Consider the following 19,541-nt stretch of genomic DNA (forward strand, 5'->3'; position numbering starts at 1 on the left):
CGATGCGATCGTTTCTGTTCGTTCCCGGCGATAGCACCCGGAAATATGAGAGCGCGAAGAAGACCGCAGCCGATGCCCTGATCCTCGATCTCGAGGATTCCATCGCGCCGGAGCAGAAGGTCGTTGCGCGTGGCATCACGCGCGAGATGCTCGATGCGCGCAATCTGGACCAGAAGCTCTATATCCGTGTCAACGCGCTCGACACCGATCTGACGCTCGGCGACCTCGCAGCGGTGATGCCCGGGAGGCCCGATGGCATCGTGCTGCCGAAGTGTGCCGGCGCCGCCGACGTCAACAAGCTCGCGCTCTATCTCGATGCATTTGAGGCCACCTCAGGTATCGCGCAGGGCACCACGCGGATTGTCACGGTGGCGACCGAGACGGCGCGAGCGGTGCTGAAAATCTTCGACTTCGAGAACATGAGCCCGCGGCTCTGGGGCATGATGTGGGGCGCGGAGGACCTTGCGGCCTCACTTGGCGCAACCCGCAACCGCACCGACGGCCGCTATCATTCGCCCTTCATTCTCGCCCGCGATCTCTGCCTGATTGGCGCGGCCGCCGCCGGCGTGGTTGCGATCGATACCATCGCGACCGACATCAACGATCTCGATGCGCTGCAAGCGGAAGCGATCGCCGCGCGGCAGGACGGCTTCCTAGCCAAGGCCGTGATCCATCCCAAGCATGTCGATGTCGTCAACGCGGCCTTCATGCCGACCGACGAGGAGATCGCCTGGTCGGAGCGGGTAATTGCTGCGTTCGCCGACAATCCATCTGGCGTCGCCAAGATGGACGGCAAGATGCTGGACAAGCCGCACCTGCGGGCCGCCGAGAAGATTCTGGCGTCGCGCAGGAAATAGTCAGTCGGGTTCGATCAGCGCGCCCTCCTCGAGGAGGGCGGCAATCTCTGCATCCGCTAGTCCAGCCTCGCGCAGGATCTCCCGGCCATGCTCGCCGAGGTTCGGGGGATAGGTCCGGATCGATGGCGGGGTCTTGCTCCAGGTGGCGGCCGGGCCGGCCAGGCACAGCGTGCCTTCGGTCGGATGATCCAGTGATTGGATCAGCCCAACGGCTTGCAGATGCGGATCGTCGATCAGGCTGTCCAGATCGTGCAGCGGCGCGTGCGGAATGTCGGCCTCTTCGAAGAAGCGTATCCATTCGGCGGTGCTGCGGGTTCTCATCATCTGCGAGAACCAGTCGTAGACGAAGTCGTAGTTCCGCGTTCGCGCCGAAATGCTGTTCAGCCGCGGGTCGCGGTCGGCCTCATTGGTCAGCCCGATCTTGGCGAAGAACGCGTTCCACTGCTTGTCGGAATAGACCAGCGCGCAGATGTAACCGTCGCTGGTCTGGTAGGGGCGGCGGTCGGGCGACAGCAGCCGGGAGTAGCCGGGCGGTCCGATCGGCGGCTCGAAGCTGCGGCCGGCCATGTGATCGCCGAGCACGAACTGCGCCATGGTCTCGAACATCGGGATCTCGATCGCCTGGCCTTCGCCGGTGCGCTCGCGGTGGAACAACGCCGCGAGGATGGCGTGGACGGCGTTGAGGCCGACGATGCGGTCGGCCATGGTCGCCGGAGAGTAGCGCGGCTCGCCGGTGATCCTGCCGGTCAGTGCGGGCAGCGCAGTCAATCCCTGGATCAGGTCGTCATAGGCGGGACGGCCGGCATAGGGCCCGGTCTCGCCGAAGCCGTGAAGGCTGGCATAGACCAGCCGAGGGTTGGTGGCGAGGAGATCGTCGGCGCCGAGCTTCAGCCGCGCCATCGCCGCAGGACGGACGTTGTGGACGAACACGTCGGCGTCCGCGGCAAGCCGCAGCAGTGCCGCGTGACCGCCGGCCTTCTTCAGGTCGAGCACGATCGAGCGCTTGTTGCGATTGCCCTGCAGATACATCGCGCCCATCGCGGGATGGCGCATCGGGGCGGCGTGGCGCATGACGTCGCCATCAGGGCTCTCGACCTTGATCACGTCGGCGCCGTAGTCGCCAAGCATCATGGTCGCGTAAGGGCCCATCATCACGCTGGTGAGGTCGACGATCCTGACGCCAGCGAGCGGGCCCGCCGGCGCGGATGGTTTGTCTCTCGTCGGTGCCTTGCTCAATGGGTGGCGGCCAGTGCTTCGGTGAAGGCCTTGAAGACGTCGGTGCCCGGCTTGCCGCGCTTGTCGACGTCCTTCACCCAATCCTGCGCCACCGACTTGAAGGCGGTGTCGAACACCTTCTTGTCGTCGGCACTAAAATTGATGACCTTCATGCCCTGTGACTTGATCTTGTCGGCCGCGGCCTTCTCGCCGTCTTCGAACCGCTTGCAGGCCTCGCGTGTGGTCTGCTCGCCGGCCTCGACCAGCGCCTTGCGCACATTCTCGGGCAGCGACTTGAATTTCAGCTCGCCGATCGAATAGGTGAAGATAGCGGTGCCGAAGTTCAGCCCCTCAGTACCCGACTTCAGGATCTTGCCGAAGTCGTAGGATGCCGAGCTCTGGTAGGACAAGATTAGCCCGTCGAGCGTGCCGCGGGTCAGCGATTCATAGATCTCGGGCGCGGCCATCCGCACCGGCACGCCGCCGCTCGAGCGCATCATCAGGTCCATCGCGCCGCCGGTGGTGCGGATCTTCAGGCCTTCGAGGTCCTTTGCCGTCTTCACGTCGCGGCTGGTCGCAAGCTGGACCTGGTAGGCCGGCAGCGCGAGCGTCACCAACGGCCGAAGCTGGTTCGGCGCGAATTCCTTGGTCTCCAGGATGCCGCCATTGTGCGAGACCTTGTAGAATGCGAGCGAGCCCTGGCATTCGTTGTCGAAGATGCCGGGCAATTCGGCAACCGCCGTCAGCGGAAACTTGTCCGACGAATAGGACGGCACGATGTAGGAGACGTCGGCAACGCCGAGCGCGGTGAGCTGGGCCATGTCCTTGGCCTTACCGAGCTGCTCCGCCGGAAAATGCTGGAACGTGACCTGGCCGTTGGTCAGCTTGGTGACGAGCTCCGAAAACGGCTTGCCGACCAGCTCATGAATCACGTGGCCGGAGGGCAGGCTATCGGCAAGGCGCAGGGTGATCTTCTCCTGGGCAAGGCCCGGTGATGCGGAAGCCGCCAGAAAGGCAGTGGCGACACCTGCGCCGGCGAGGAAGCGGGAATACAAACTCATCATGGTCTCCCAGAAATGGCCGTCTCGACCGACGGCTTCTTCAATGTTGCATATGGTTCGGCAGCCAGAGGATGATCTCCGGAAATGCCACGAAAATGGCGATAGCGATCAGATGCGCGATGAAATGCGGGAATGTGCCGTGGAACACTTCACCCACGGGGCGATGCGCGTAACGTGCCACGATGAAACAATTCAGTCCGATCGGCGGCGTGATCATACCGACCTCGGCGGTCACGATCTTGATGACGCCGAACCAGATCGGATCGAAACCGAGCGACTTGATCAGCGGCAGTACGATCGGAACCGTCAGCACCAGGATCGCGATCTGGTCCATGAACGAACCGAGCACGATGTAGCCGCACAGAATCAGCGTGATGATGATCCAGCGCGAGACGTCGAGCGCGCCGACCCAACCGACGATGTTCTGCGTCACCTGCGTGAGCGTGAAGAAATAGCCGAAGATGTGCGCGCACATGATGATCAGGACGATCATGCAGGTGCCCTGGGCGGCATGCCGTAACGTCGTGTAGAGTGAGGTCAGGTTGATCTTGCGCTTCCAACAGGCAAGACAGAAGGCGCCGAACGCACCGAACGCCGAGGCTTCGGTCGGCGTCGCGATCCCGAGATAGATCGTGCCAGTCACGATCGAGAACAGGACCACCATCGGGCTGACCTGCCAGAGCAGGCTGAACCGCTCCGACCATGTCACGGCCGAAATCGTCGGTGCGCGCGAGGGATCGAGCAGCACCAGGATATAGATCGTCGACATGATGATGAAGGTGACGAAGATCGCTGGGATGATGCCGCTGATCAGCAGCTTTCCGATGTTCACCTCGGCAAGCAGGCCGAAGATGACGAGCGCCACCGAGGTCGGCAGCAGCATCGCGAGCGTTCCCGAGATCGCGACGACGCCGGCGGCCATCTTGGGCTCGTAGCCCTGGCGGATCATCGCAGGCAGGCTGGTCGAGGAGAGCGTCGCGGCGGAGGCCGTGCTGGTGCCGCAGATCGAGCCGAAGCCTGCGCCGGCCAACGCAGTCGCCATGCCGAGACCGCCGGGGATGCGTCCAACCCAGGCTGCCGCGGTCTTGAACAGGTCATCGGCGACGCCGGACAGCAGCACGAGGTCTGCCATCAACAGGAACATCGGGATCGTGATCAACTCGTAGGAGGTGACGGCCGACAGCGGCGTGGTTTGCAGCACGCCGAGCAGGATCGGCAGGCCGCCGGTCAGATAGAGGCCGAGCCCGCCGGAGAATGCCATGGCGAACGCGACCGGTGTTCCGATCGCGAGCAGGAAGAACAGCAGCGCGAGGATGAAGGTCGGGATCATTCGAAACCTCCGGCAGCCTTGTCCGAATGACCGGAGATGGCCGGCAGCGGCAGCAGGTTCTCGCCGGTCAGGAGGCTTGCGGTATTGGCAATGAGATGAACGGCAAGGCGCAGCGCGAGAATTCCCGCACCGACCGGCACGAAGATCGAGGAAGCCCAGGTCGGCCACGGGATCGCACCCGCCATGACGTCGCCCGAGACATAATTGTCGAGCGCGCGCTGATAGCCGAGCCAGGTGATCGGAACGAAGATCGCGAGGCCAACGATATTGGAGATGATGACGCAGAGGCGCTGGATGAGTGCCGAGAAGCGCGGCAGCAGGATATCGACGCTGATATGGCCGTTGACCGCGTAGGTGCCGGAGAGGGAGAGAAAGAATACGCCGGCCATCACGTAGAGCGAGATCAAATCATAGGCCCAGGAGAACGGCCGATTGAAGACGTAGCGCATCACGACATCGGAGAAGACGATGATCATGATCGCAAACATCATCGCCGCGGCGATAGCCGAGGTCACCTTCTCGATGGCGGTCAGGGCCTTCAGGCTTGTCTTGATCACGTTGGGCTCCGTCCGCGTTACTTGGCCGGCACGGCCGCAACGGCGGCGCTGAATTCCTTCAGGGCGTCGCTGCCGTGCTTGCCGCGCGCGTCGAGCCCGTCGGCCCATGCCTTGCCGACGCCCTTCGTCAGGTCCTTCAGCTTTGCGACGACGTCAGGCTGCAGGGTGTCGAAGTGGACGCCTGCGGCTTCCATCGACTTCATGGTCTCGCTGTCCTGCTTCTGCACTTCCTTGCAGGCGGACGGCAGGATCTCCTCGGCGGTGTCGATCATCGCCTTCTGGATCTCGGGCGACAGTTTCTTCCAGGCGTTCTCGCTGATCGAATAGGCGACCACGAAGCTCGCGAAGCCAAAGCCGTCGGTGGAATGTTTCACGAGCTTGTCGGCGCCATAGGCGACGACGCTCTCGAGCGGAAACAGCAGGCCATCCATCGTGCCGCGCGACAGCGACTCATAGGCATCGGGTGCCGCCATGCGCACCGGCACCGCGCCGATCGCGCGCAAGGTGAGGTCCTGCGCGCCGCCGGTCGACCGCAGCTTCAGTCCATTGATATCGGCGACATCCTTCACCGGCTGCTTCACGGTCAGGATACGATAGGGCGGCAGGCTCACCGCGAGCAGCAGGCGTATCCCGTTTGCGGTATAATCCTGCTGTGCAATCACGCCGCTCCGCGCGGCCTTCCAATAGGCGAGCGTGCCCTGGCAGGAATGCTCGAACGCGCCGGGGAGCATCGCGACTTCGGAGACCGGCATCTTGTCCGACACATAGGCGGGCGCGACATAGCCGATGTCGGCAACGCCGGTTTGCGTCAGCTTGAGCATGTCGGCGGCCTTGCCGAGCTGCTGGGCGGGATAGTGCTCGAACGTCACGGCGTTGTTGGTGCGCCTCTGGACTTCGGCCATCCAGGGCTCGAGCACAAGGCGGACGAGATAGTGGCCTTTCGGAAAGGAGTCAGCGACCCGCAGCTTGATCGGCTCCGCTGCTACAGCCAGATTGATCGATGCGATGAGGAAGCCGTAACCGGCCAGCGCCTGTCGAAGCCCGCCCATTTTTCCTGCCCCTGAGTAGCCTTGTTGTTTTGAGCAGCTGCGCACAAACGAATTTGCGCGTCAAGCAGTGCTCGGCTGAGCATGCCTGATCGGACAACCGGAGAGCGCGGGGCGCGGTTGCGAGGGTGGAAGGGATTACGCGAGAGGATTCGATGGGCTTGGTCTTGAGCCTTAAGTGCGCGTCATCTCTAGAAGAGCTCGGTTCCGCCTGCCGCAAGACACTCGCGCTCGATCCGTCGACGACAGAGGGGGCGGCTTACTGAAAGCTGATGCTGAGAAGCACTAGGATATCGACATCAATTTTGTCCACCACGCGGGAAATTCCTCCTGTGTGGTCGGCGGCGCGACCGGCTGCATCGCGCCCGCGATCATCATCGAGCGGCACTGAAGCCGGTCAGACCGCAGGAAACTCCAGCCTGAAAGCGACGTCCTGGCTGGAGGGCAGGAGACGGATCGAGCCGCCATGGGTCGCCATGACGGCTAGCGCGATGGCGAGCCCCATTCCGGTGCCGCCGCTGTCGCGGCGGGTGGTGAAAAAAGCATCGAAGATCTTGTCGCCGTTGGCGTCGGAGATCGCGTCGCCATCGTTGCTCACCGTCACCCTTATGGTCGAGGCTTCGGCGGTCGCTTCGAGCTGCACCGACCTGGCATTGTGACGGAACGCGTTGTCGGCCAGATGCGCCAGCACGATTAGCGCCTTCTCGCCGGACATTCCGATCGAGCGGTTGAGGTCGCCGCTGGCCATGATTGTCCGCTCCGCAAAGCGGCTCTTCAGGTTCGCGATGACGCCGGAGAGCGGGGTCTGCTCGTTCTGCGGCGCGCTCTCTGCGCGGGCCAGCTCGCGCAGCCGCTGGCTCATCACGTCAAGCCGCGCGACGTCGCCAAGGATATTCGAGATGAAACTCCGTTGCTCGGATCTGGTCAGCGTGTCCGACTTGCTTTGAAGCGAATCCTGCAGCAGCTCGGCCGCGCCCCTGATCGATGTCAGCGGTGATTTCAATTCGTGCGTCAGGTGTGCCGAGAAGGTGGCGATGTAGTCGGAACGCCGCGACAGTTGCTGGGCCATGTCGAGGAAGCTGTCGGAGAGCTGGGCCAGCTCGCGGGTGCCATAGTGCTGCAGCGGCTGAAACCCGTTGCGGTCGCCGCGACCGATCCGGACGGCGCGATCGACGAGCTCGCGCATCGGACGCGAGACGGTTCGTGAGAACATCAACCCGATCGCAACCGTTGCCAGCAGCACGGCCAATGTGGCGAGCAGGAACTTACCGCGCTCCTGATAGAGATGATCGAAGATGTTGCTCGGCGTCCGCGACGTGTAGATCACGCCGGCGACGCGGTCGTTGACGATCACAGGCATCGCCGAGAAGACATGGACACCGACGCCACGGCTGATCGAATAGATCGGTGGCGGAGGTTTGTCCGGCATGCGAATACGGAGCGTGGCACTATACTGGCCGCGAAGCGCCGCGGCCACTTCCTCGATATGGGCAAGCGACTGTCCGACTTCCTGGCGTCCGGCGATCACCACGCCTTGCGGATCGAGAATACGGAAACCCGCCAGTGTGACCTTCTGGGTCTCCAGGATGATGGGCATGAGCGCGGTCCCGATCTCGACATAGGCCGGATCCGCCGGCTTCGCCGCCGGCAGCGCATCGGGCCGTCGCCGCAGCAGGTCGTTGCCGGCGAGATCGAGCGCGGGTCGGATCGGCGTCACCTGGTCGTTGGGGTCGGGCAGGGCCTCCTGAGGGACCGAAGCGCCGAGCGGGATGCCATTGCCGAGCCGTGCTTGCACGTCCCGCGCATAGATCGCGGCCAACACGCGGCTCTGCGCGATCAGCTCGGCCTGCGTCTGGTGAATCAGCTGGTTGTCGTAGAGGCGGAAGAAGAACAGCCCCATCAGCGGCAGCGCCGCGACCGAGGCAAGCACCGTGAAGATGACCAGACCAAGCGACGGTCGCCACTTCTGGCGGGCGCGGAACGATGTCATGCTTGCTGCTCGCAGCGACCGAGCTTGAAGCCGACGCCGTGAACGGTTTCGATAACGTTGTCGCAGTTCACGGCCGCAAGCTTAGCCCGGATGTTGCGGATGTGGCTGTCGATGGTGCGGTCGGAGACCTGGATATTGAGCTGGTAGGCCGCGCTCATGATCTGCTCGCGGTTGAACACCGCCGTTGGCCGCGTCAGGAAGGCGCGCAGAATTCCGAACTCGATCGCGGTCAGGCGGAGCGGCACGCCTGCGAATGCTGCCACATGCTGCTCGGGGTCAACAGAGAGATGTCCCCGGGAGAGCACGCCGGTCTCTGTCCTTGGCCCCGCCTTCCGCGGGGCCAGGCGCCGCAGGATAACATTCACTCGCGCGACGAGCTCGCGCGGGCTGAACGGCTTGGTCACATAGTCGTCGCCGCCGATCTCGAGGCCGAGGATCCGATCTATCTCCTCGTCACGGGCGGAGAGGAACAGGATCGGCACGTCGGACGATTTGCGGATCTCGCGGCAGACGTCGAGGCCGTCGAACTCCGGCATGCCGATGTCGAGTACGATCAGGTCCGGCCGCTCGCCGGCAAACCGGGTCAGCGCCTCCTTGCCGTCGCGGGCCTCGGCCACGTTCATGCCGGCTTTCCTGAGGGCGACGCGAATGACCTCGCGGATATGCAGGTCGTCGTCGACGATGAGAATGTGGTGCGTCACGAGTCGTCTCCGAAAACCGGCACTTCGACTATCCCGGCACGTTGCTCTGCTGTCCGTCCAGGAAACGCTGAAGCCGCCAGCCGCGAAAGCTCCAGCTGCGCCATGAGGCCATCTGCCGGCGTTGCTGTTCTACAAGGCTATTGCGGCGAGAGACAAGGACCGGGTTGGCGTAACGCAGTTGGATCGCCTGGTCGATGGCTGGAAGCGCGTTCGGGCCGAGCTGGATCAGGTAGTCCATGTCCAAACTGACGCCGCTGCCCGAGGCCTCGCGGCTGTGACTGACATTATAGTCGGCGATGACGGCGGCGAAATTGATCAGGGAGCAGACATAGAGCGCGATGGTCAGTACCGACAGGTTGGCGCGGACCAGCCATTCATTCGATGCCCGCAGGGCAATGCGCACCAGAATCAGGATCAACCCGATAGCAACGAGCAGCATCCAGACGAATGCCGCGACGCGCCAGTAGGTGAGCAAATAGGTTTGGACATAGAGATCAAGCCGGAGCATCGCGGAGATCACCAGCAGGACATTCTGCCCGACCCAGAGGTAGACGAGCGGTCGGATGACCCGCGATTGTTCGGCCGGGCCGCCCGGCCGCATCGCGACCAGAACGAAGGCCGCGGCCAGGAGCGCCGTGACAATCAGCGGATAGGCGCCACGGTGGGCGTAGGACGCGTAAGTGATGGCGGCGGGAAGCGTCGCGTTGCCCCAGAGATAGACCACGTCGAGAATTGTCTGAATCGCAAACAGCAAGTTGAACAGGATCAGGGAACGCAGAATGGTGCCCGCGCCGAACAAGTCGATGAAATGATCGGGTTCGGCCGGACCCTGCGAGGATCGCGGTCCGTTGGGCGCGACGTTGGCGTAGCGACGCCATTTGACATGGACGAACGGCCAGACCAGCGCCAATGCGAGGGTCCAGAACAGCGTGCGACCGAGGCTGAGGCTGGCGGCGGGATTGCCGGGGTTCAGCTGGCTGATCCATATTTCCAGCACCGGATTGGCTGCGACGAACAGAAGGACAAAAACGGTTCCGAGCAGCAACGGCACGAACCATAGGATGAACCCCCTGGCGAGGCCCGGCAGGTCGAATGCGCTGACCACGTCCCGGAACAATCTGAAAGGGCTGACCAGAAAGAGATCCACCAGCGAGGCAGCTCCCCTGGTCACGCTGTCGAGACAGGGATTGGTCGTGAGCGCAAGCGCGGTGCCGAGCGCAAGAACGGCGAAGGCCAGCGTTGCTGCGTTGACCTCCTCCAGGGCAGGCATCAGCCCGGCCACAACGATCGCGCCGGCGATCGGCAGCCTGTGGTGAGCGACGTGACCGAAGTTGGCGGCCAGTGACACGCCGGCCAGCGCGAAGGCGAAGAGGACCGCCGAGAGCCCGGCATTCTGATCATAGAACAACCAATCGGCCAGCGCGGCGAGCACAAGCGCAGCGGCGGCCTTGGCCGGCGGCAAACCATTGGCGATCGAGTGAACCTCGGTTTCCGGTGACTCTAGGCTTGTCATCATGACCTCTGGATTGAAGGACGTGTGGAGTTCGGCAGTCGCGCTGACGTCATCGGTGGGGGGGCGAACGCGATCCCGGTTGCGGCAGGACGCACCTTGGGTTGGCCGTGTGCAGACGGCGGGAAGGCGATCAGCAGGAGTTCAGGATTGTTATGCAGATTGCGTGCAGAGCGGTCTTATCCGCTCGCTGCGGCGAGTCCGCTCTGATACGGACAATTTGTTCGGTTCGTTCAGCCCCCGTCTCCATGCAACTCATCAAGCGCGTCGGCATTGCCCTGGCCTGGATCGTCGGGCTCGTATTCGTCTTGGCCGGCGTCAACAACAACGATCCCTATCTGGTCCCGCTACGCGGGATCGGCAATCTGTTGCTCGTGATCGCGAGCGTCGCCGTCGTCCTCCTGTTGCTCCGCCGTGCGGGTTGGCGCAGGCGGACGTGGGCAGACGGGCTCCTGGTTATCCTGTGGTGCCTGCCGCCGCTCGCGATGCTTGCCGCGCATGGTGTGTTCGAGGTGCGCAAGCACCGCGTTCTCCGAACTGAGCCGGTTCTCGCGCGGTCGCTCGGGCAGCATTTCGTCATCGGCTATCGGTCGTTCGACGAGGTCGCGCCGCTCGTGGAGAAGGGGTTCGTGGCGGGCATCTATGTCACGCGGCGCAACGTCGCCGGCAGGACGGCTGAGGCGTTGAAGGCGGAGATCGCCACGCTGCAGGCCAGGCGGCGGGCCGCGAGGCTGCCGCCGCTGATGGTCGCGACGGATCAGGAGGGCGGCATCGTTTCGCATCTGGCACCGCCGCTCACGAGGCTGCCCGCACTGGCCTCCCTGGCCGAGCTGGCACCGGATGAGCAAAAAGCCAAAGCCGAGGAGTTCGGGCGCACCCATGGACGCGAGCTGGCGTCACTTGGCATCAACCTGAATTTTGCCCCGGTGCTCGACCTGCGGCCGGTGGCGAAGCACAACCGGCTCGATTTCAATACGCTGATCAATCAGCGCGCGATCTCCGATGACCCGGCCAAGGTGAGCGCGATCGCGGGTGCCTACATTCATGGTCTCGAGTCCGCGGGCGTTAGCGCCACCGTAAAGCACTTTCCGGGACTGGGCCGTGTGCACGCCGACACGCATCATTTCAACGCCGATCTCGATACGCCGGTCGGCGAGCTCGCCGCGACCGACTGGCGCCCGTTCCGCGATGTGCTGTCGTCGACCGGCGCGCACTTGATGGTCGGGCATGTGGCGGTGAGTGCGCTCGACCCCGGACGGCCGGCGTCGCATTCAAAGGCCGTCATCGACGGGCTGATCCGGAAAAGCTGGAACTACCAGGGCATCGTCATAACGGACGATCTAGTGATGGGCGCGATCTACCAGCACGATGTCTGCACCGCGGTCGTGGAGGCGTTGAACGCGGGTGTCGATCTGTTGCTGGTCGCCTATGACGGGTTGCAGTTCTACCGCCTGTTCGCTTGCGCTGCGGATGCAGCTGCGCGAGGGGGCCTCGACACCGCAATGTTGCATGACAGTGAGACACGGCTGAGGCGCGCGACGCTGGTCGACTAGACCGCCGAGTTCAGGAATGAGCACCGACGGTCGATTTGTTGTCCTGCTGCTTCGACCACGAGACGTAGTAGGCAACGGCGATCATCGCCGCGATGCCGACGATGCTGACCGCGACCTGCCTGACCGCCGAGTTCGGGCCTGTAATCAGGATCAGGTGCGCGGCAAAGGAGAGGAAAACGCCCGCACAGAATACGGCGAGCCATTCCTCGCCGCACTTGATGATCGGTTGCAAGGCGTAAGATCGCAAATGTTCCCAATTGCACGGCACCAGCAGGGTGAACAGGAATGTCAGGGCCAGGAAATGCAGGATGCGGTGCGGCGCGATGTCCTCCCGGTCGGTTGGCAAGAGCATATCGCTCAATCCGCTCGGTATCATCTGGGCAAGTGCCGGAATGTCGGTGCTGGAGACGATCGCGAGAGCGAACACCAGATACAACAGGGCCGCAGCGCGCAGCGCTGGCGTGGCCTGCAGCGCGCGAATCTCAGGCGCGAACCGCTTGCCGACGAGCGCAAGCCAGCCACCCATCACGAACAGCAATTGCCAGCAGAGCGGGTTAAGGTACCAGCGTCCATCCGGGTATGACGTCAGGTTCCAGTCGAGCATGCGAGCGGTCGCATAAAGGGCCGTCGAGCCTGCGAGCGTCGCGTTCGGAGCATAGAACAACCCGCACACGACAATGGGCTGGAACGCCATCAGAACGATAATGAGTTGCAGGACATCGAGATTGAGTGGCTTGGCCTGCAGAAACAGACCGTAGATCAGCGTGCGGATCCCGTGGTCGATGAACCCGGTGATGTTGAACTCGCTGATGATCTCGGGTGCCGCAGTCCGGGCCGCAACATAGCTGATCAATTCGACATAGATGACGAAAAGAACGATGTAGGCGGCGTAAAGTTGCCACACGCGCCTGAAGATGCGGGTGGCCGCCACCAGCATTCCACGCTCGACCGCCATCCTTGTGTAGATCAGCGTCGTCGCGTAACCGCCGACGAATACGAACAGGTCGGTCGCGCCGCTAAAGCCGAAATTGCGCATGGTCAGCGCGTTGACGACATTATGCGGAACGTGATCCAGGAACAGAAACCAGTTTGCGATGCCAAGCAGCAGCGCGACCCTGAGATCGCCATCGGCCTTCGCGATCTCGGCGTTTGTTGTCGAAGTCATCTGAAGCTGAAATCTGCCGGCCCGGGAAAACGATCGCTAATCTAGTGGGAACCCACGCCCGGTCCGAATAGACTCTGCGTGAACCCTATCTAGTCTGTTTCGGGTTCCGGCCAAGTGGCCGGCTCAAGAAAGATCACGTTTTCGCAATCACCGTGTGAGCGCCGTCAGACCGGCTCGTGTTTGCGCAGGTCGCGGGCGTGATCCAGTATATCGGCTTGCAGATTTGCGCCGGTCAGGGCGACTTCCGGCAGGGCAGCCTCCGCGAGGATATCGTCCGTGATATCCTCGACCGAGCACTCGGCAACCTCGTGGATGAAGCTGATGTTGGCGTATTCCCCTGACGCGACCCGCGAGACGACCTCGCGCCGCGTCATTTCGGGATCGACGATCGCCTCGCGGCCACGGCGGCCATAGTCGATCATCACAACAAAATACTGCATTGCCTGGCGGTTCGATGCGTTGACGTTCGTTGGCTATTATTTCCGATAATCGGAATTATGTCAAGGGAAATTGACGATAATCGGAACCCAGGCGCAGACGCTCCGACCGGTTCGGGCCGAAGGCACCCGAATCGGTCAAGCCGGCCCCGAAGCCACGCTGCTATTTCTCGGACGACCGTCCGCCCTGCGACCGGGCGGATTTGCGGCCCTTCGCCGCCGTCTTGCCGCGCAGCCTTTCGATCTGGCCGCGGGGCAGGGTGACGCAGATCTCGCCGATCCATTCGAGCTTGACGCCATTGATCGGCTTGGCATTGAAGCTCTTGAGGTTGACCGTGCCGGACGAGCTGCCGCGCTCGATCGTCTTCAGATAGCGCTCGCCGCTCTTCAGCCGGACCGCAGCTTCCTCTCCGTAGAAGCTCGACAGCGGATAGCGCTGCTCGCGATACACCACGATGACATCGCCGTTCTCGTATTTCGGCAGCATCGAATCGCCCGAAACCTCGAAAGCGACGGTTTCCTCCGTCATCGGGAAGGGGAGCTCGATCTCGCCGAGACCCTCCGGCGGGACCTGCTCAAGCTCCGGCTGGATCGAGGCGCCGGCGCCGACCCGGCCCACGATCGGCACCGAATTCAGCTCCAGGTATTCCATGATCGGGGCGATCTCCGATGCCTTGATCAAGCGGATCCCCGACAGGATTTCGGACACCGCTCCGGCCCGAACGCCCATTGCTCGGGCAAGCCCGCCCTTGCTCTTTCCCGTCTTTTCCAGTGCCCGTTCGATAAGTGCCGCGTCCAGCATGTTGCATCCTCTCCAAAGCTGGATGCATTATTAGCGTTACGATTATCAGAATTCAAGCTTGACTTTTTCTTCGGAATATCGGAAGGTGTGCGAGGCGCCGGCGGAATGAAAAAAATGGGAATTTGGAATGGATATGATGAACTGGCTGCCGGAGCATTCGGCTGCCTTGCAGGACCTGCGCGCCCGCGGCTTGTCCTATTCGGAAATCGCTGACACGATCAACGCAACCTTCAGCACGGCCTATACACGCAACGCGGCCCTCAGCCGGGCGCAACGCATGGGACTGGCGGGCCTCGATCGGCCCGAGCCGTCCCTGCCGGGGCAGCTCGATCCAGCCAAGCCGGCCTTGCCGGAGCCACCGAGGGTGGGGCGCCTGCGTGAAGGGCCGGCCGAGCTGAAGTTCGATCTGCTTCGTTGGCCGAAAGGCTTCACCGAAACGGTGGAGATGCCCCAACTTCGTTGCGCGGCGGTCGCGCCACGGCACCTTTCACTGTTCGACCTCAAGCGCGGAGACTGCCGGTATCCCTATGGCGGGGATGCCGACGGCGAAACCATGACCTTCTGTGGTCACCCGCGCCGGCCGGGCTCGAGCTATTGCACTCCGCATTTTCACCTGAGCCGCGATCCCGAGGCGTCGGCGAGGCCGGTACTGAACGACGCTTGGCTTCAGGCCATCGGGACCATCTGAGGTCCCTCATCTGCCGACCGATCGATGTCGATCCACACAACCGCGATCGCGCGGAGGACGCCGCGCGCATTCATGACACACTATCGGAGGTCTCCAATGCCGCGCGCAAAACGCCGGAAACCGTACGATCCCGCTGGAACACATGATCGGCGCTCCCAGGATCTGCCCTTCAACGCCGAGGTGGCGACCGTCGAGATCGACGATCCCCTCGCACTCGAACTGGGCGAGAAGATCGTTGCCTTTCGCTCGATACGCAACGACCCGCTCGGCCGGTTGCATGCACACCGGCAGATCGACAACACACAGTACCGAAGCGGTCGGGCCTTCCAGAACGATTGGGAGAAGGCCGAGCGCGGCCCTCGCGCGGTGGATACGACGCGTGAATACGTTGACGGCGGTCAGCAACGTGAGCCGATCACGGAGGGGCAGCGCCAGGCGACCTTGCGCCTGAATCGCGCCGAGCATGAGCTTGGTGCCGACGGTTCGGCGCTGGTTCACGACGTCCTGATCCTCGGTATGACCATGGAGCAGGTGGGGCAACGGCGCGGATTGCGTACGCAGCGCTGGCAGGACTATTTCGCGCGGCGCCTCAAGGAATGCCTCGACCGGCTGGCGCTGATGTACGGACTTGCCACGCTGAACAAGGTTCCGGTGAAGGACCGTCAATGCTGACTTGAGGTGATGTGCTATTGTGCCGGTTGCCGCGCAGGCATCCGGCGCGGCAGCGATTCATCACCTTGCGGCACTGTGCTTGGCCTCACACTGAGCTCATCCTGATCTGCGTCGAAGACGGTCGACAGCAGCGCGGACTCTCATGTAACTTCGCTCGCGTCGACGACCTGCCCGCATTGGAGCGCAGTGTGATTGCTTCTTGTGCGAGGAATGGTCCGGTACGTCCACAAGGGAGTTCGCGGCGGTGACACCCGCCTTGATCTTATTCTGCATCGCGAACACCACGAGTAACGTGGGTCGATGCCGGCGCGGAGTCCGATTTATTCACCCTCCGATCAATTCACCCACGGGAGAACCGAGCGATGAATCACACTGGAAACTGCTTTTGCGGCGCCGTCGAGCTCAAGGTCACTGGGGAGCCGGAGGCGATGGGTTACTGCCACTGCCGTTCATGCCGCTCTTGGTCCGGCGGCCCGGTGAATGCGTTCAGTCTCTGGAAGCCCGAGGCGGTCGAAGTCACCAAGGGCGCCGATCATCTCGGGACGTTCGAGAAGACCGGGATGAGCCAGCGCAAATACTGCACCAGGTGCGGTGGTCACCTGATGACGAACCACCCGACGCTTGGTCTGGTCGACGTGTTCACGGCAACGATCCCGACTCTGAAGTTCAGCCCCGGCGTTCACGTCAACTATTCCGAGGCGGTGCTGCCGATACGCGATGGCCTGCCGAAGCTGAAGGACTTTCCGGCCGAGTTCGGCGGCTCCGGCGAAATGATCGCCGAATAGCGCGACATTTTTTGAGCGGGTGGCGACGGCGCGTCGCTACCCGCCAATGTCCATTCTTCCGCTGGCCGGACGCGCTGACAGATCCGGTATCCGGTGGGCTTGTTCGATATTTGAATCGTTTGACTGTGTCGGCGATGCCGGCACTGCGGGCCCCCCTTTGCCGGTGACAGCCATGTCAGGCGAAGGTCCCGCCCTGCAAAATCCGGGTTTGGTCTTGGTGACGCCCTTCCGCTAAAAGCAGGCAGTGCCGGTCCTGGCAGGGACAGTCGTATTTCGCCTGACAAAATAACAGAGGAAGCGTCAGATCATGACCAAACCAGAATTGCCAGGGCGCGCGCCGCGCGGGGAGGGGATTCCGACGGCGCTCGATGGTCTGCTGGTGGTCGACTTCACCCGCGTCGTTGCCGGCCCGGCCTGTACGCAAACGCTGGCCGACTTTGGGGCCGAGGTCATCAAGATCGAGAATCCGGACGGTGGGGACGATACGCGCGCCTATGAGCACGCCGAAATTGGCGGGGAAAGCGCAGCGTATCTGAGCCTCAACCGCAACAAGCGCGGCATTGCGCTCGATTTCAACAATCCGGCCGCGCTTGAAGTCGCGCGCGCATTGATTGCCAAGGCAGACGTCGTGGTGGAGAATTTCTCCGGCGGCGTGATGAAGAAATTTGGCCTCGACTATGCGTCGGTGGCGCCGACCAATCCGCGGCTGATCTATTGCTCGATCTCCGCCTATGGCCGCAAGGGCGATTTCGCGCTGCGCCCGGGCTTCGACCCGATCACGCAGGCCGAAAGCGGCTTCATGTCGCTCAACGGCTTTCCGGATGGCGAACCGGTGCGCACCGGGCCGCCGATCGTGGACATGGCAACGGGCATGTCGGCCTGCAATGCTATCCTGCTGGCTTTGATTGCACGCGATCGGCTCGGTCGCGGGCAGCAGGTCGAGGTCGCGTTGATCGACACCGCAGTGTCGATGACCGGCTTTTACGGTATGGCCTATCTCATCAACGGCAACAACCCCGGCCGTTTCGGCAACTCGCCGAACGGTTCGCCGACCGTCGGCGTCTACCGGGCGTCGGATGGGCCGCTCTATATGGCCTGCGCCAACGACCGGCTCTATCGTCGGCTCGTGACCGACGTGCTCGAGCGCCCGGATCTCGTCACCGACCCCGAGTTTGCTCACCGCAAGGCACGGACCGCCAACAAGGAGAAGCTGCGCGCCATCATCGCCAGCGTGTTTGCAAGCGACACGCTCGAGCACTGGATGGCAAAGATGAAGAAGGCCAATATTCCGGTTGGCTATCTGCGTACGGTCGAGGAAGGGTTCAACGCACCCGAGGTGCGCGATCGTCATCGCCTGAGCAAGATCGCGCATCCGACCGCCGGCTCGGTTCCGAACATCGAGTCGCCGGTCCATATGAGCCTGACGCCGACGGTCGATCCCGTTGCGGCTCCACTGCTCGGTCAGCACACCCGGGATGTGTTGAGCAAGACGCTTGGCTACGACGACCGGCGCATCGCCGCGCTGGCCGAGGCAGGCGCATTCGGCAAGCCAGGCAACACCGGCTAGCCGTTCGGCCTGAACCAATGATCAGATACGCGCTGGCCACCTGACCTGAGGCGAGAGGGAAGCCTCTCGCCTCGCAAGATGTCGTTCAGACGTCACGGGCCCGCACCGCGTGCCGGCGGCCTTCCACCCGGAACTGGCCCGTTCAGGACCTCAGTTCGGCTTGCTGCGCAAGTTGTTCCTTGGCATACTTTCAACTTCCTCGGGTTCCGCCCGGTCGATCTCGAGACGGGCCATCCGGAGTATGAGGGTTGCCGTGGTCAGGCCGAGGCGTTCGGCCTCTTGCGCTGCGGTGTCGACCTTCTGGGCCAAGCCTTCACGTTTACCTGGGTATGCCATTCGTAATCCTCACTTAAGGTGCGAGATGAAAAATCCCACATACGTTACGGAGCTGCAGAACAAGCTCGGAGCTCCATCGAGCGAAACACTGGAAAGCCTGCGACTGTTGAAGGCCTTCCTTCGACTTGCGCCCGACCAGCGTTCCGAGGTCATCGAGCTGCTCGAACGTTTGGCGGTTGAGCCGCCGCGCGGTCCCTCACTGTCCTGAGGTGCTCGCGTTTCTCCTGGATGTCAGTTGTTCATTGGCTTAGCGGGCGGCTGGGTCGCGATCACGTAGATTGCACCACCCTCGAGCGCTTCGGATTGATGGCGGGTGCCCGCAGGCAGCATGATGGTGTCGCCAGCGCCGACCACCCGCTCACCGCCGTCCCAGATGAAGTTCAACCGGCCGCTGATGATCATCAGGATTTCATCGGCCGGATGGGTATGGAAGTGATGCACCTTGCCGGCCGCATCATGCTGCAGCTCGACGGAGCCCTGGGCCGGGAGCAGGCTCAGGATCTCCGGATCGATGGCAAATTCGGTCTTCGTGCCCGCGATGATCTGGGTCATGCTGCCTGTTCCTTGTTCGCGATAGCGGCCGTCTTGTTCTGCGCGAGCTTGGCAAAAGGGCAGCCTCCGCTCGCATTGTTGTCGTCGTGCAGGAAGTACTGCAGATATTCGCGGCCATCAGTCGCGCCGTAGCGTCCAAGCAGCGGAGACGGGCTCGCGCTGTCGTACGGGATCAGGCGCTTGCGTACCTCGGCGAACGCAGCGGTCGCGGCCTTTTCCGTCCCGAGGATTTTGTCGAACACCCAGCGCGGCTGGAACGTGAGCATGAAGGCGCTGGATCGGCGGCTCTGGCGCATCACATGGGCTGGCGTCGTGCACACGACGAAGATCGGCTCGCCCGCGAACGAGAACTCCCACATCGGATGGTCGATCTGTTCCGGAATCTCTGATGGCCACGGGTTCTTGTCCAGCCGCGCGAGCTGGTCGAGCGTCAACCACATCTTGCGATAATAGGCGTCGAGTGTTTGCACTGGGCGGGGCCGTGTGAACACGATCAACGAGGTGTTGGGACCGAACGAGCGCGCCTCCGAAACATATTGTGCGAGTTGCTCGCCGAGCACCGCGACGTCATACGGATCGAGGAACAGATAGCGGAGCTGATCCTGGCGATGTCCGGTCACCCCGAACACGCAAGGGAACGGCCTTGCCTCGCTGCTCATCTGTGCTTCAAACTCGGAGAACATCACGCTTTGCCAGCTGCTGACCGGAAAGTTTGAC

21 protein-coding genes are annotated in these 19,541 nt (G+C 62.8%); 7 read left to right on the forward strand and 14 right to left on the reverse strand.

Annotated elements, in window-relative coordinates:
• Positions 1–2: 2 nt before the first annotated feature.
• Positions 3–857 (forward strand): HpcH/HpaI aldolase/citrate lyase family protein, encoded by an 855-nt coding sequence (locus tag BraRD5C2_RS13345; protein ID WP_223969011.1) that lies wholly within the window; start codon positions 3–5, stop codon positions 855–857.
• On the opposite strand, the gene BraRD5C2_RS13350 is transcribed toward BraRD5C2_RS13345, so the two are convergent.
• The 8 genes from BraRD5C2_RS13350 to BraRD5C2_RS13385 form a co-directional block, all read right to left on the reverse strand.
• On the reverse strand, positions 858–2,093 hold the full coding sequence (locus tag BraRD5C2_RS13350; protein ID WP_223969013.1) for a CaiB/BaiF CoA transferase family protein: 1,236 nt from the start codon (positions 2,091–2,093) through the stop codon (positions 858–860).
• A complete protein-coding gene (locus BraRD5C2_RS13355) occupies positions 2,090–3,133 on the reverse strand; it encodes a TRAP transporter substrate-binding protein (RefSeq protein WP_223969014.1) in 1,044 nt (347 codons plus the stop codon). The genes BraRD5C2_RS13350 and BraRD5C2_RS13355 overlap by 4 nt, the downstream gene beginning before the upstream one ends.
• Positions 3,134–3,173: 40 nt before the next feature.
• Entirely contained in the window at positions 3,174–4,463 is a 1,290-nt protein-coding gene (locus BraRD5C2_RS13360; RefSeq protein ID WP_223969016.1) for a TRAP transporter large permease, read from the reverse strand.
• Positions 4,460–5,020, reverse strand: a complete 561-nt coding sequence (locus tag BraRD5C2_RS13365) for a TRAP transporter small permease (protein ID WP_223969018.1) — start codon at positions 5,018–5,020, stop codon at positions 4,460–4,462. The genes BraRD5C2_RS13360 and BraRD5C2_RS13365 overlap by 4 nt, the downstream gene beginning before the upstream one ends.
• 17 nt (positions 5,021–5,037) lie before the next feature.
• Complete coding sequence (locus BraRD5C2_RS13370; RefSeq protein ID WP_223969019.1) at positions 5,038–6,069, reverse strand: TRAP transporter substrate-binding protein; 1,032 nt, start codon at positions 6,067–6,069, stop codon at positions 5,038–5,040.
• A 394-nt stretch (positions 6,070–6,463) separates the two neighbouring features.
• On the reverse strand, positions 6,464–8,056 hold the full coding sequence (locus tag BraRD5C2_RS13375; RefSeq protein WP_223969021.1) for an ATP-binding protein: 1,593 nt from the start codon (positions 8,054–8,056) through the stop codon (positions 6,464–6,466).
• A complete protein-coding gene (locus tag BraRD5C2_RS13380) occupies positions 8,053–8,757 on the reverse strand; it encodes a response regulator transcription factor (protein WP_223969023.1) in 705 nt (234 codons plus the stop codon). The genes BraRD5C2_RS13375 and BraRD5C2_RS13380 overlap by 4 nt, the downstream gene beginning before the upstream one ends.
• A gap of 28 nt (positions 8,758–8,785) precedes the next feature.
• Complete coding sequence (locus tag BraRD5C2_RS13385) at positions 8,786–10,219, reverse strand: DUF4153 domain-containing protein (RefSeq protein ID WP_308444421.1); 1,434 nt, start codon at positions 10,217–10,219, stop codon at positions 8,786–8,788.
• 296 nt (positions 10,220–10,515) lie between these two features.
• On the opposite strand from BraRD5C2_RS13385, the gene BraRD5C2_RS13390 reads away from it, so the two are divergent.
• On the forward strand, positions 10,516–11,820 hold the full coding sequence (locus tag BraRD5C2_RS13390) for a glycoside hydrolase family 3 N-terminal domain-containing protein (RefSeq protein ID WP_223969298.1): 1,305 nt from the start codon (positions 10,516–10,518) through the stop codon (positions 11,818–11,820).
• 10 nt (positions 11,821–11,830) lie between these two features.
• Here BraRD5C2_RS13390 and BraRD5C2_RS13395 read toward each other — a convergent pair whose 3' ends face one another.
• The 3 genes from BraRD5C2_RS13395 to BraRD5C2_RS13405 form a co-directional block, all read right to left on the reverse strand.
• Complete coding sequence (locus BraRD5C2_RS13395) at positions 11,831–12,985, reverse strand: OpgC domain-containing protein (RefSeq protein WP_223969026.1); 1,155 nt, start codon at positions 12,983–12,985, stop codon at positions 11,831–11,833.
• 164 nt (positions 12,986–13,149) lie between these two features.
• The gene (locus tag BraRD5C2_RS13400) at positions 13,150–13,425 is read right to left on the reverse strand and encodes a hypothetical protein (RefSeq protein WP_223969028.1); all 276 of its coding nucleotides are present in this window, start codon (positions 13,423–13,425) and stop codon (positions 13,150–13,152) included.
• A gap of 160 nt (positions 13,426–13,585) precedes the next feature.
• Positions 13,586–14,224 carry a LexA family transcriptional regulator gene (locus tag BraRD5C2_RS13405; RefSeq protein ID WP_223969030.1) on the reverse strand — a complete coding sequence of 213 codons (639 nt, stop codon included), beginning with the start codon at positions 14,222–14,224 and terminating at the stop codon, positions 13,586–13,588.
• A gap of 127 nt (positions 14,225–14,351) precedes the next feature.
• Between BraRD5C2_RS13405 and BraRD5C2_RS13410 the strand changes: the two genes are divergently transcribed.
• The 4 genes from BraRD5C2_RS13410 to BraRD5C2_RS13425 all read left to right on the forward strand — a co-directional run bounded on the left by BraRD5C2_RS13410 (position 14,352) and on the right by BraRD5C2_RS13425 (position 17,936).
• Complete coding sequence (locus BraRD5C2_RS13410) at positions 14,352–14,912, forward strand: GcrA family cell cycle regulator (RefSeq protein WP_223969032.1); 561 nt, start codon at positions 14,352–14,354, stop codon at positions 14,910–14,912.
• Between the two features lie 96 nt (positions 14,913–15,008).
• Positions 15,009–15,584: a DUF6456 domain-containing protein gene (locus BraRD5C2_RS13415; RefSeq protein ID WP_223969033.1), complete on the forward strand. Its 576-nt coding sequence runs from the start codon at positions 15,009–15,011 to the stop codon at positions 15,582–15,584.
• A 362-nt stretch (positions 15,585–15,946) separates the two neighbouring features.
• Complete coding sequence (locus BraRD5C2_RS13420) at positions 15,947–16,369, forward strand: GFA family protein (protein ID WP_223969035.1); 423 nt, start codon at positions 15,947–15,949, stop codon at positions 16,367–16,369.
• Positions 16,370–16,673: 304 nt separating this feature from the next.
• Positions 16,674–17,936, forward strand: a complete 1,263-nt coding sequence (locus tag BraRD5C2_RS13425; RefSeq protein ID WP_223969299.1) for a CaiB/BaiF CoA transferase family protein — start codon at positions 16,674–16,676, stop codon at positions 17,934–17,936.
• A 150-nt stretch (positions 17,937–18,086) separates the two neighbouring features.
• On the opposite strand, the gene BraRD5C2_RS13430 is transcribed toward BraRD5C2_RS13425, so the two are convergent.
• Complete coding sequence (locus BraRD5C2_RS13430) at positions 18,087–18,272, reverse strand: hypothetical protein (RefSeq protein WP_016847356.1); 186 nt, start codon at positions 18,270–18,272, stop codon at positions 18,087–18,089.
• 25 nt (positions 18,273–18,297) lie between these two features.
• Here BraRD5C2_RS13430 and BraRD5C2_RS13435 point away from each other — a divergent pair, with 25 nt between their 5' ends.
• The gene (locus tag BraRD5C2_RS13435) at positions 18,298–18,480 is read left to right on the forward strand and encodes a hypothetical protein (protein ID WP_223969037.1); all 183 of its coding nucleotides are present in this window, start codon (positions 18,298–18,300) and stop codon (positions 18,478–18,480) included.
• A gap of 23 nt (positions 18,481–18,503) precedes the next feature.
• Here BraRD5C2_RS13435 and BraRD5C2_RS13440 read toward each other — a convergent pair whose 3' ends face one another.
• Positions 18,504–18,824 carry a cupin domain-containing protein gene (locus BraRD5C2_RS13440; protein ID WP_223969039.1) on the reverse strand — a complete coding sequence of 107 codons (321 nt, stop codon included), beginning with the start codon at positions 18,822–18,824 and terminating at the stop codon, positions 18,504–18,506.
• Positions 18,821–19,483, reverse strand: coding sequence for a YqcI/YcgG family protein (locus tag BraRD5C2_RS13445; RefSeq protein WP_249788334.1), 663 nt, complete (start codon positions 19,481–19,483; stop codon positions 18,821–18,823). Before BraRD5C2_RS13445 ends, BraRD5C2_RS13440 begins: the two co-directional genes overlap by 4 nt.
• Positions 19,484–19,541 lie beyond the last annotated feature (58 nt).

The sequence above is a fragment of the Bradyrhizobium sp. RD5-C2 genome (assembly GCF_019972155.1).
Taxonomy (GTDB): Bacteria; Pseudomonadota; Alphaproteobacteria; order Rhizobiales; family Xanthobacteraceae; genus Bradyrhizobium.